The following is a 12,478-nucleotide window of genomic DNA, read 5'->3' on the forward strand; positions in this document are numbered from 1 at the left end:
CGATGTTGACTGACTCACCGCATTCGCGAGCAGGCTCGCTCCCACAGGAATTCCCGTTAACCTGAAAAACCGGCGATATGACCCAAGCACTCATCGAACTGTCCGACCTGGGCTTCAGCTGGCCCGGGCATCCGCCACTGCTGGACATCCCGGCGTTTCGCCTGGATGCCGGCGAAACCTTGTTCCTCAAAGGGCCGAGCGGCAGCGGCAAGACCACCTTGCTGGGGCTGTTGGGCGGTGTGCAAACGCCGGATCGCGGCAGCATCCGCCTGCTTGGCCAGGAGCTCACCGAATTGGGCGCGGGCAGCCGCGACCGCTTTCGCGTGGACCACACCGGCTACATCTTCCAGCAGTTCAACCTGCTGCCGTTTCTCTCGGTGCGCGAGAACGTCGAACTGCCTTGCCATTTCTCGAAATTGCGCGCGCAACGGGCCATCCAGCGCCACGGGAGTGTCGATCAAGCCGCCGCCACATTGTTGGCCCACCTGGGGCTGAACGATACGAACCTGCTGGAGCGCCGGGCCGACTCGCTGTCCATCGGCCAACAACAACGGGTCGCCGCCGCTCGGGCCTTGATCGGCCAACCGGAACTGGTGATCGCCGACGAACCGACCTCAGCCCTGGACTACGACGCCCGGGAAAACTTCCTGCGTCTGCTGTTCGCCGAATGCCGCGAAGCCGGGTCGAGCCTGTTGTTCGTCAGTCACGACCAGAGCCTGGCGCCGCTGTTCGACCGTCACCTCTCGCTGGCCGATCTGAATCGCGCCGCCAAGCCACTCGAGGTCTGAGATGTATTTGCTCCGTCTAGCCATGGCCAGCCTGGCGAACCGTCGCTTCACCGCGATCCTTACCGCTTTTGCCATTGCCCTCTCGGTGTGCCTGTTGCTCGCGGTGGAGCGAGTGCGCACCGAGGCGCGGGCCAGCTTCGCCAGCACCATCAGCGGCACCGACCTGATCGTCGGCGCCCGCTCCGGCTCCGTGAATCTGTTGTTGTACTCGGTGTTTCGCATCGGCAACGCCACCAACAACATCCGCTGGGACAGCTTCGAGCAGTTCGCCAACAACCCGAAAGTGAAGTGGGCGATCCCCATGTCCCTTGGCGACTCCCATCGCGGTTACCGGGTGATGGGCACCACCGAGGCCTACTTCGAGCATTACCAGTACGGCCGCCGGCAACACCTGGCGTTGGCCGATGGCCGCGCGTTCGCCACCGACCCATTCGAAGTGGTGCTCGGCGCGGAAGTGGCCGAGGCGCTCCATTACAAACTCGGGGAAAAGCTGGTGCTGGCCCACGGCGTGGCGGCGATCAGCCTGGTCAAGCACGACGACAAACCCTTTACCGTGGTGGGGATTCTCAAGCGCACTGGCACGCCGGTGGATCGCACGCTGCACATCAGCCTCGGCGGCATGGAGGCCATCCATATCGATTGGAAAAATGGCGTGCCGGCCCAGGGCAATGGGCGCATCAGCGCCGACCAGGCCCGCAACATGGACCTCACGCCGAAAGCGATTACCGCGTTCATGCTTGGCCTCAACAGCAAGATTTCCACGTTCGCCTTGCAACGCGAGATCAATGAGTTTCGTGGCGAACCGCTGCTGGCGATCCTGCCGGGCGTGGCGCTGCAAGAACTGTGGAGCCTGATGGGCACGGCGGAAAAAGCCTTGTTCGTGATCTCGCTGTTCGTCGTGCTGACTGGCTTGATCGGCATGCTCACGGCGATTCTCACCAGCCTCAACGAGCGGCGCCGGGAGATGGCGATCCTGCGTTCGGTGGGCGCGCGGCCCTGGCATATCGCGAGCCTGCTGGTACTCGAAGCCTTCGCCCTGGCATTGGCCGGGGTCACCGCCGGGCTGGCCTTGTTGTACATCGGCATCGCCGCCGCCCAGGGTTATGTGCAGTCGGCCTACGGTTTGTACCTGCCATTGGCCTGGCCGAGCGAGTATGAATGGGCGCTGCTGGCTGGCATTCTGGTCGCCGCCCTGCTGATGGGCAGCGTGCCGGCCTGGCGCGCCTATCGCCAATCGTTGGCCGATGGCCTGTCGATCCGTTTATGAGGACGTTGAAAATGCCCCGCGCCCTGCTTGCGCTGTTGATGATGGTTTCCCTGCCGCTGTGGGCGGCCGAGCCGAGGGACCTGGCCTGGTCGGAGATGATCCCACCGGATGCGCCGCCGGAAGTGCCGAACATGACGCCCCTGCACGACCTGTCGAAGATGAGCGATGCCTTGGCCGCCGAATCCGCCCCGGCGGCCAAGCAGGACCTGCCCAATGCCCCGGTGGTCAAGGCCCTCGATGGCCAGCAGATCCGCTTGCCCGGTTATATCGTGCCGCTGGAAGTCAGCGAGGAAGGCCGTACCACCGATTTCCTGCTGGTGCCGTATTTCGGCGCCTGCATCCACGTGCCGCCCCCGCCGTCGAACCAGATCGTGCATGTGAAAAGCGAAGTCGGGGTCAAGCTCGACGAGCTGTACCAACCGTACTGGGTCGAAGGGCCGATGCAGGTCAAGCCGTCCACCAGTGAACTGGCCGATGCCGGGTATCAGATGGAGGCGCAAAAGATTTATGTCTATGAACTGCCGGAGTGACCCCGCAGTGATGCGTTGTTTTTGCGATAGCTTGCTCGCGATGGGCTTCATCACCTTTTCATTGAGCTGAGTCAAAAGACCGGACCAGACGGCTCCGTACCATGGGACATCAATTTTCGATTCCTTCTGGAGCCCCCATGCACAAGTCTCTGCTCAGCGCCTCCCTCATCGCGCTAGCCCTCGCTGCGCCGTTTGCCCAAGCCCATACCGCCGGCGACATCATCGTTCGCGCCGGCGCGATCACGGTCAACCCGGACGCCGACAGCTCCAGCGTCAAGGTCGACCGTGGCCCGCTGGCCGGCGCCGACCTGGGCGGTAAGGCGACCCTGAGCAGCGACACACAGTTGGGCCTGAACTTCGCCTACATGCTCACCAACAACTGGGGAATCGAATTGCTGGCGGCCTCGCCATTCGAGCACGACGTGAAACTCAAGGGCACCGCACTCGGCGCCGCCAACAACAAGCTCGGCACCCTCAAGCACCTGCCGCCGACCCTGAGCATGGTCTACTACCCGCTCGACGCCAAGTCGGCATTCCAACCCTATGTCGGCGCCGGCATCAACTACACCTGGATCTATGACGAACACGTCGGCAGCGAAGCCAGCGCCAATGGATTCAGCAACTTTCGCGCGAAAAACAGCTGGGGCATGGCGTGGCAAGTCGGTGCCGACTACATGCTGACAGACAACATCATGATCAACGGCCAGATCCGCTACATCGACATCGATACCACGGCCTATGTCGACAACAACGCCGTGGCCGGCGGTACCCGGGCCAAAGTGGACGTCGATGTGGACCCGTTCGTCTACATGGTTGGGTTGGGTTACAAGTTCTGACCCCACACGACATTGACATGCCTACACACCCCGTGGCGAGGGAGCTTGCTCCCGCTGGACTGCGAAGCAGGCCCGACGAATTTGCGACCGCTTCGCGCTCGAGCGGGAGCAAGCTCCCTCGCCACAGGTTTCACTTGCCACAAAAGCGATGCATGACTCACAAAAAAGGCGCCCCGAAAGGCGCCTTTTTTTCGGCTGCGAAACTCAGCGCCCCAACAACCGCGCCAGTCCCACGCTCATCGGCGTCTGCTTCGGGACGTTGAAACGCTCCAGTAAACGAGCATTGTTTGCCCGCGAATGGCGGATATCGCCGGAGCGCGCCGGGCCATGGCTGATCGTAGGTAAATCGCCCACCACCACGGCCAGGGCCTGGAGCATCTGCTTCAAGGTCGTGGCCTGGTTCCAGCCGACATTCACCGCGCCGACCTCCACTTCCGGTTTTTCGATGGCCTGGACCAGCACGTCCACCAGATCCTCAACGTAGACGAAATCCCGAGTCTGCTCGCCGTCGCCGAACACGGTGATCGGCAGGCCTTTCTGCGCCCGTTCGCTGAAGATACTGATGACGCCTGAATACGGCGAGGATGGATCCTGGCGCGGACCATAGATGTTGAAGAAGCGGAACACCACCGGCTCCAGTTCATGCTGGCGACGATAGAAGTCGAAATAGAATTCGCTGGCCAGTTTGTCTGCCGCATAAGGCGTCAACGGCGCCTTGGGCGTCTCTTCGTCGATGGACTGGCCTTCGCCATTGTTGCCGTAGACCGCGGCGCTGGAGGCGAACAGCACCCGCTTCACCCCGGCCTGGCGCATGGCTTCGCAGACGTTCAGGGTGCCGATGAAATTGCTCTGGTGCGTGCGCACCGGGTCGTCCACCGAGGCTTGCACCGAGGCCACGGCGGCCAGATGCGCCACGGCGCTGCAACCGGCCACGGCCCGGGCGACCAGCGCGGCGTCGGCGACATCGCCCTCGATCAGCTCCAGAGCCGGGTTATCCAGCGGCAGATTGCTGCGCTTGCCAGTGGACAGGTCATCGAGAATGCGCACCGAATGCCCTTTGGCAAGCAAGGCGTCGGTCAGGTGCGAACCAATGAAACCCGCGCCGCCGGTGATGAGAACTGGGCCTTCAGCCATGGCGATAGAACCTATCCAGTAGGGCCGGGAGTGCGGCGCGCCAGGCGCGGGGCTTGATCCCGAAGGTGTGCAGAATTTTCTTGCAGGCCAATACCGCGTGCTGCGGTTCTTCCGCCGCGTCCGGCCTTGCGGCGTGGGCCTGGGGCGTCGGCGACTCGATGGCCAGCGGGTGCAGGGCGCGGGCTTCGGTGAGGATCGCCTGGCCCAAAGCCAGCGGCGTGGTCGCCTCATGCCCGGCGTAATGATAGGTGCCCCACAGCGGCGCCGCGCAATCGAGTTGCTTGAGCACCGAGATGATCACCCTCGCGGCATCGTCCACCGGCGTGGGGTTACCCCGACGGTCGTCGGCCAGCAATAGCTCTTCAGGCTGCTCGGCCCGGGCCAGGAAACGGCCGAGGATGCCGTCGGCGCTGTCGTCCAGCAGCCAGCCAAAACGCAGCAGAACATGTTGCGGGCAAGTGGCGCGCACGCTTTGCTCGATGCGCCACAACGCCTGGCCACGCAGGCCCAGGGGCACCGGTTCATCCTTTTCGCTGTAGGCGGTGGCGCGGGAGCCGTCGAACACGCGATAGCTCGACGGTTGCAGCAAGACAATGTTGTGATGCTGGCACAGTTCGGCCAGGCGCTCGACCGCCCGCTCTTGGCTGGCCAGGCGTTGCTCGCTGACGGTTTCGGCCTGGAACCAGTCGAAGTAGTACGCCAGGTTGATCAAGGCGTCCGGCCGGGTGTCGTCGAGCAACTGCGTGAGGCTCGCGGCATCCCAGCCGTCTTCGGGGGGGCGGGGGGCGAGAAAACCGATGTCTTCTTCCGCACCGAGGCGAATCAGCGCCTGCCCAAGGGCATTTCCGCCGCCCAGTAACATAAGGCGCATTCGCATAAAGTCAGCAGGCCCAGTCTGTTGGCACAAGAATTTGGTCGACAACGCCCGAGGGCGTCGCCGGAATCGTTGCATTTTGCGGGTTTAGTGCGCAACCGTCATCCGTAATGTGTAGATCGCCGGGTTTGCCGTCTTCCAAGGCGGTTGCCGAGCTCTTGTGGCGAGGGGATTTATCCCCGCTGGGCTGCGCAGCAGCCCCAACCAAGCAAATGAGGCGAGCCTGACCCACCCAGGTGTTAATCAAAGGGACTGCTGCGCAGTCCAGCGGGGATAAATCCCCTCGCCACTTGCATCCTCCCCACCCCACCCGCCTAAACTGCCCCCATGAATCTGCCCCTTGCAGCCGACCACGCCATGGCAGGCTTTCATCCCGCCGTTCGCGCCTGGTTCAGCCAGACATTCCCGGCCGTCACGGCCGCCCAGGCCCGGGCGTGGCCGTTGATCGGCCAGCGCCGCTCGGTGCTGGTCGCCGCGCCCACGGGTTCGGGCAAGACCCTTACTGCATTTCTCGCGGTCCTGGATGACTTGGTACATCGTGGCCTGGAGCAAGGCGGGCTGCCGGACGAGACACTCGTGGTCTACGTCTCGCCGCTCAAGGCCTTGAGCAACGACATCCAGATCAACCTGCAGAATCCCCTGGCCGGCATCACCGAGCAATTGCAGCGAATGGGGCTGCCGCCCTTGCCCATCACCACCGCCGTGCGCACCGGCGACACGCCGCAAAAAGAACGCTCGGCGATGCGCAAGACCGCGCCGCACATCCTCGTGACCACGCCCGAATCGCTCTATGTGCTGCTCGGCTCCGATTCCGGCCGGCAGATGCTTGCCAGCACCGGCACGGTGATCGTCGATGAAATCCACGCCATCGCCGCCAGCAAGCGCGGCAGCCATCTGGCCTTGAGCCTGGAACGGCTGCAAGCGCTGTGCGCCGAACCGTTGGTGCGCATCGGCTTGTCCGCCACGCAAAAGCCCATCGAGGCGGTATCGCGGTTTCTCGTCGGTGAAGGACGCGCCTGTGAAATTGTCGACATCGGCCACGCCCGCCCCCGCGACCTGGACATCGAGGTGCCGCCGGTGCCGCTTTCTGCGGTAATGGCCAATGACGTCTGGGAACTGGTCTACAACCGCCTCGCCGAGCTGGCCCGGGCGCACCGAACCACACTGGTATTCGTCAACACCCGGCGGCTGGCCGAACGCCTGAGTCGTCACTTGAGCGAGCGCCTGGGCAAAGACTCGGTGGCGGCCCACCACGGCAGCCTGGCGAAGGAGTTTCGCCTCGACGCCGAGCAACGCCTCAAGCGCGGCGAGCTGCAGGTACTGATCGCCACGGCGTCGTTGGAGTTGGGCATCGATATCGGCGACGTCGACCTGGTCTGCCAGATCGCCTCGCCCCGTTCGATCTCGGCGTTCCTGCAAAGGGTTGGCCGCTCCGGTCACCAGGTCGGCGGCACGCCCAAGGGGCGCCTGTTCGCTACCACGCGCGACGACTTGATCGAGTGCGCCGCCCTGCTCGATTGTGTGCGCCGTGGCGAGCTGGACATCCTGCACATCCCCAAGGCGCCGCTGGACGTCCTGGCCCAGCAGATCGTCGCCGAGGTCAGTTGCCAGGAATGGCATGAGCAGGCGTTGCTGGAGATGTTCCGCCGCGCCTCGCCCTATGCCGGGCTCGACGAAGATCATTACCAGGCCCTGTTGCAAATGCTCGCCGAAGGCCTCAATGGCCGGCAAGGCGTACGCAGTGCCTACCTGCACCGCGATGCCGTGACCCGGACCTTGCGTGGACGGCGGGGTAGCAAGCTGACGGCCGTGACCAGCGGCGGCACCATCCCGGACAACGCTGACTACAGCGTGCTGCTCGAACCGCAGGGCTTGAACATCGGCAGCGTCAACGAAGACTTCGCCGTCGAGAGCATCGCCGGCGACGTCTTCCAACTCGGCAATACCTCGTACCGGATCATCCGCGTCGAGACCGGCCGCGTGCGGGTCGAGGACGCCCAGGGCCAACCGCCCACCATTCCGTTCTGGCTCGGCGAAGCCCCAGGGCGCAGCGCCGAACTGTCCCTGGCCGTGGCCCGCCTGCAAGCCCAGCTGGATCAGTTGCTCGGCGCCACGCCGGGCAACCTGCAACCGGCCCTCGACTGGCTGACCGGCACCTTGCACCTGAACCTCGCCAGCGCCGAACAGATCCTCGACTACCTGGCCCCGGCGCGCCTGGCCTTCGGCGCCCTGCCCTCCCAGGACACCTTGGTGATGGAACGGTTTTTCGACGAATCCGGCGGAACCCAACTGATCATCCACACGCCTTTCGGCAGTCGCATCAACCGCGCCTGGGGCCTGGCCCTGCGCAAGCGTTTCTGCCGCACCTTCAACTTCGAATTGCAGGCCGCCGCCAGCGAGGACGCCATCGTGCTGTCGCTGTCCACCAGCCACAGCTTCGAACTCGACGAAGTCTGGCGCTACCTCAGCAGCCAGAGCGCCGAGCAGATCCTGGTCCAGGCGGTGCTGGACGCGCCGTTGTTCGGCGTGCGCTGGCGCTGGAACGCCGGCGTGGCCCTGGCGTTGCCGCGCTACACGGGCGGGCGCAAAGTCGCGCCGCAGATCCAGCGCATGAAAAGTGAAGATTTGATCGCCAGCGTATTTCCTGACCAGATCGCGTGCCTGGAAAACCTCGCCGGCGAGCGTGAGATTCCCGACCACCCGCTGGTGGAACAGACCCTCGACGATTGCCTCCATGAAGCCATGGACAGCGAAGGCTGGCTGGCCCTGCTGCGACGGATGGAGGCGGGCGAGATACACTTGGTCAGCCGCGACCTGCCTGCGCCCTCGCCCCTGGCGGCAGAAATCCTCAGCGCCCGGCCCTATACCTTTCTCGACGACGCGCCGCTGGAAGAACGCCGCACCCAAGCGGTGATCAATCGACGCTGGAGCGATCCGCAGTCCACCGATGACCTGGGCGCATTGGACGCCGATGCCATCCAGGCCGTGCGGGAAGAGGCCTGGCCGACGCCGACCAGTATCGATGAAATCCACGAAGCGCTGATGAGCCTGGCCTGCATCGCCGACAGCGAAGCCAGCGCCGATCCGTCGTGGCTGGAGGGGCTGCAAACCCTGGCCGAGCGCGGCCGCGCCAGCCATGTGCGAATCAGCGATGAACGCGGCCTGTGGGTGCCGTTGGAGCGGCTGACGTGCTTGCAAGCAATTTATCCACAAGCCCAATGGCAGCCGCCGCTGGCACCGCTGCCGGGGTTTGATGCGCCGTGGGACAGCGACGAGGCCGTGGTGGAAGTGCTGCGCGCGCGTCTCAGTGCCTTTGGCCCGCAGCCATTGACTGCGATCGCCTACCCGCTCGGGCTGTCGCCGGCGCAAGCGACCCAGGCCCTGGCCCAGCTGGAACAGCAAGGCTATGTGCTGCGCGGTCGCTTTACCCCGGGCACCGGGCAAGAGGAATGGTGCGAACGGCATCTGCTGGCGCGGATCCACCGCTACACGGTCAAGCGCCTGCGCCGGGAAATCGAGCCGGTAATGTTGCAGGACTTCATGCGGTTCCTGTTCGACTGGCAGCACTTGTCGCCGTCCAGCCAGGGCCGGGGCAGCGCCGTGCTGCCATCGATCATCAGCCAGTTCGAAGGCTACCCGGCCGCCGCCTCGGCCTGGGACAGCGACCTTTTGCCGGCGCGGATCAAGGATTATTCGCCGAGCTGGCTTGACGAGCTGTGCCGCAGCGGCAAGTTCGTCTGGACGCGCCTGAGCGCCCGCCAGAAGCTGTCCGCCAGCGCCCTGCGCAGCACGCCAATCGTGTTGCTGCCGCGCGCCAAGGTCGCGCTGTGGAGCAGCCTCGCCGAGCAGACACCCATCAGCGAACTGTCGCTCAAGACGCAAAAAGTCCATCAAGCCCTCAGTGAACACGGCGCGTTGTTTTTCGATGAATTGCTGCACGAGGCCCACCTGCTGCGCAGCGAACTGGAAACCGCCTTGCAGGAACTGGTCGGTGCCGGGCTCGTGAATGCTGACAGCTTCGCCGGGCTGCGGGCCTTGATCACCCCCGCCAGCAAACGCCAGGCCCGCAGCAGCCGGCGCGGGCGCGGGGCGTTTGTCGGTGGCATGGACGATGCCGGGCGCTGGGCCTTGCTGCGCCGCAGCTCGCCAGCGCCAGAACCCGGCAACCGGCCCGCGCCCACACCGCCCGACACCCTGGAACACATCGCCATGGCCCTGCTGCGCCGTTATGGCGTGGTGTTCTGGCGTTTGCTGGAACGCGAAGCCGACTGGCTGCCGAGCTGGCGTGAGTTGCTGCGCACGTTTCATCGCCTGGAGGCGCGAGGCGAGATTCGGGGCGGGCGTTTCGTCAGCGGGCTGGCCGGCGAACAGTTCGCCCTGCCTGAAGCCATTGCGCTGCTACGCGACGCAAGACGTCGACCCGCCGATGGCAGCCTGGTCGCGGTGTGCGGGGTCGATCCGTTGAACCTCGCTGGCACGTTGCTGCCGGGGGCGAAAGTACCGGCGCTGGCGAGTAATCGGCTGGTTTATCGGGACGGGTTGCCGGTGGCTGCGGTGGTTGCGGGCAAGCAGCATCTGTTTGTGGAGTTGGATGCAGAAGGGATGGCGGGGGTCAGGAACAAGCTTATTCAGAAAAGTTGAGGGTGTCTGGCTGGACCCCATCGCGAGCAAGCTCGCTCCCACATTGGATCTACGGTGAATGGCCAACCCTGTGGGAGCGAGCCTGCTCGCGAAGGGGCCACTAGCATCACTATAAAACTGAGCAACTTACTGAGTTTGCTCAGGGGCAGCACCTTCCTCCTTCGGCTCCTCAACCAAGCGCTTCGGCAACACCACCTGCTGTGGATAAGTCTGCGCGAAGTGCACCGACGGCTCGTTATCCACAAGCTTTTTCAACCGCTGGTTGAACGCCCGGCTCACGGCATATTGTCCGCCCGAGACCGTGCGGAACTGGGCGGTGAGGACCACGCCGTTGAGGTCCATCTTGTCCACGCCGAATACATCCAGCGGCCCTTGCAGGTTGAACTTGAGAAATGGGTCGTCGGAGATCGAATCGCCGGCTTCGCGGATCAGCTCGATGGCGCGGTCCACGTCGGTGTCGTAGGTGAACTGCACCGAGAAAAACGCAAAGGCGAATTGCCGGGATTGGTTGGTCACGGCCTTGATCTGCCCGAACGGCACCGAATGCACGAAGCCCTTGCCGTCGCGCAGGCGCAGGGTGCGGATGGTCAGGCCTTCGACGGTGCCGGCATGGCCGGAGCTGAGCACCACCCAGTCGCCAATGGACAGCGTGTCCTCAATGATGATGAACAGCCCGGTGATCACGTCCTGTACCAATTGTTGCGATCCAAAACCAATCGCCAGCCCCACCACGCCGGCCCCCGCGAGCAATGGCGCGACGTTGATGCCGAGATTGGCCATGGTGGTGATCGCGCAAATCACCACCAGGATTATTTTCGACGCGTTGCGCAACAGCGGCAGGATGGTCTTGACCCGCGTGCTGGGCTGGCGAGCGCCGCGCTTGTTGAGCGGTGGTTTCAGTGCTTCCTGGATCGCCGTGTCGAGCACTACCCACGTCAACCACGTCACCAGAAAGATCAAGCCAATGCGGCTCAGGGAATCACTGATCGCCCGCCCCACGGCATTGCGCGAGGCGAACTCGAACAGCGACACGCCCCAGATCCGCCCGAGGATCTCAATGAATGCCACGGCCATGACGATGCGCAACAATCCATGCAACAGGCTCAACAGCCGACCTTTGTAGGCGCTGTGGCGCTGGATGGCCTCGGCTTTGGGTGATTTGAAGATGTGCTGGAACACGGTGCTGAGGAACACCGTCGCGATCAGCAAAATGGTGGTGAACAAGGCGCAACGCAGGGCCTTCTGGTTGTCCTCGCCGACACCGACCAGGCTCACCGCCGACACCAGTACCATCAGCAGGATCGGCCAGTACCAAAGGCCGGAAAAGATCCGCAGCGACTCCTGCAATGCGGGTTGCTTCAAGCGCTGGGTCAGCGACCGGTTGCGGATCAGATGGGCCACCGGCCGGCGCATGTGGATCACCAGCCAACCGAAGATCATCGAAGCCGACAGGCCGGTGAACACCGCGACGCTGCTGGTGATGTTGCCACCCAGCTGTCGAGCGATCTGCGGGCTGGTCAAGGCATCGCTCAGCGCGGCCAGGAAGCCGATCAGGAACAACGGCCGCGGGCTGAAACGACGAAGGATCGCCACTGCTCGCCGCTTGTGGCCGCCATTGAACATGACGATGACGCAGAGCAGTACCGATGTGGAGACAATGCCGCTGCTGGTGGCGTAGGCAAAACACAACGCCAACGCCCGGCCGACCGACACTTGCAGGAAATGGCTGACATAGAGGGTCAGCGGCAGACAGGCCACGGCCGGTAACGTGTAAGGCAGCAGGTAGCCGAGCAGGTCCAGCATCCGTTGGCGAGTGCGCAGCCAGCGGCGCCGACTCAAACGGCGCATCAGCAATCGCGCGCTGCTCCATATCAGCGCAAACGTCCCCAGCCACACGCCCGAAAGCAACAGGAAATCCCCCGCCACACGCCACGACGAGCGGGACGTCTGATCCACCAGGCGATCCACCTCGTCCGCCGCACGATCCGCCCGCAGACGCCACGCGCCCACCAGGCTGCGGTCAAGGTCGAGCTTGTCCTGGACGTCGTCGATACTCGAGCTGATGGCCCCCAACAGGCCCCCCTGTACCAGCGGCTCGGGTTCGGCCGGGGCTTCGGCGGGCTTGGAGGTGCCGGGGATCGCAGCGGTCCCGTAGGCGCTGGTGCCGGTCATGGCCAGCAGGAAAAGCAGCAACACAGTGCTCAATCGGGACAAGACGCAGGGCTCCTTCACGCAGGATCGCTAAGGAACTGATCAACAACGGGCCGGCAAGTTCGCTCGGAAGGCCAATACAAAACCCGTGGCGAGGGAGCTTGCTCCCGCTGGGGCGCGTCGCGGCCCTGAAACCTGGATACCTCGTCACGTCAGGATGAATGCATGGGCCTGCTGCGCAGGCCAGCGGGAGCAAG

8 protein-coding genes are annotated in these 12,478 nt (G+C 64.2%); 5 read left to right on the plus strand and 3 right to left on the minus strand.

From position 1 onward, the window contains the following. Positions 1-77 precede the first annotated feature (77 nt). The 4 genes from J3Q04_RS22410 (at position 78) to J3Q04_RS22425 (ending at position 3,421) form a co-directional block, all read left to right on the plus strand. Complete coding sequence (locus J3Q04_RS22410; RefSeq protein ID WP_434562066.1) at positions 78-788, plus strand: ABC transporter ATP-binding protein; 711 nt, start codon at positions 78-80, stop codon at positions 786-788. A gap of 1 nt (position 789) precedes the next feature. Further along, complete coding sequence (locus J3Q04_RS22415; protein ID WP_434609273.1) at positions 790-2,055, plus strand: ABC transporter permease; 1,266 nt, start codon at positions 790-792, stop codon at positions 2,053-2,055. 11 nt (positions 2,056-2,066) lie between these two features. Further along, positions 2,067-2,585 (plus strand): DUF3299 domain-containing protein, encoded by a 519-nt coding sequence (locus J3Q04_RS22420; protein WP_420767543.1) that lies wholly within the window; start codon positions 2,067-2,069, stop codon positions 2,583-2,585. Positions 2,586-2,722: 137 nt separating this feature from the next. Beyond that, positions 2,723-3,421, plus strand: coding sequence for an OmpW/AlkL family protein (locus J3Q04_RS22425; RefSeq protein ID WP_434609271.1), 699 nt, complete (start codon positions 2,723-2,725; stop codon positions 3,419-3,421). A 204-nt stretch (positions 3,422-3,625) separates the two neighbouring features. Here the strand turns inward: J3Q04_RS22425 and J3Q04_RS22430 are convergent, their stop codons facing one another. Both J3Q04_RS22430 and J3Q04_RS22435 read right to left on the minus strand, forming a co-directional pair. Beyond that, entirely contained in the window at positions 3,626-4,555 is a 930-nt protein-coding gene (locus tag J3Q04_RS22430; protein WP_420767541.1) for an NAD-dependent epimerase/dehydratase family protein, read from the minus strand. Beyond that, entirely contained in the window at positions 4,548-5,432 is an 885-nt protein-coding gene (locus tag J3Q04_RS22435) for a sugar nucleotide-binding protein (protein WP_420767540.1), read from the minus strand. The genes J3Q04_RS22430 and J3Q04_RS22435 overlap by 8 nt, the downstream gene beginning before the upstream one ends. A gap of 324 nt (positions 5,433-5,756) precedes the next feature. Between J3Q04_RS22435 and J3Q04_RS22440 the strand changes: the two genes are divergently transcribed. Further along, positions 5,757-10,070 (plus strand): Lhr family helicase, encoded by a 4,314-nt coding sequence (locus J3Q04_RS22440; protein WP_434609268.1) that lies wholly within the window; start codon positions 5,757-5,759, stop codon positions 10,068-10,070. A gap of 126 nt (positions 10,071-10,196) precedes the next feature. Here J3Q04_RS22440 and J3Q04_RS22445 read toward each other — a convergent pair whose 3' ends face one another. Beyond that, positions 10,197-12,242, minus strand: a complete 2,046-nt coding sequence (locus J3Q04_RS22445; protein WP_434611504.1) for a mechanosensitive ion channel family protein — start codon at positions 12,240-12,242, stop codon at positions 10,197-10,199. Positions 12,243-12,478 lie beyond the last annotated feature (236 nt).

It is taken from the genome of Pseudomonas sp. D4-21, assembly GCF_051132125.1.
Lineage (GTDB): Bacteria > Pseudomonadota > Gammaproteobacteria > Pseudomonadales > Pseudomonadaceae > Aquipseudomonas.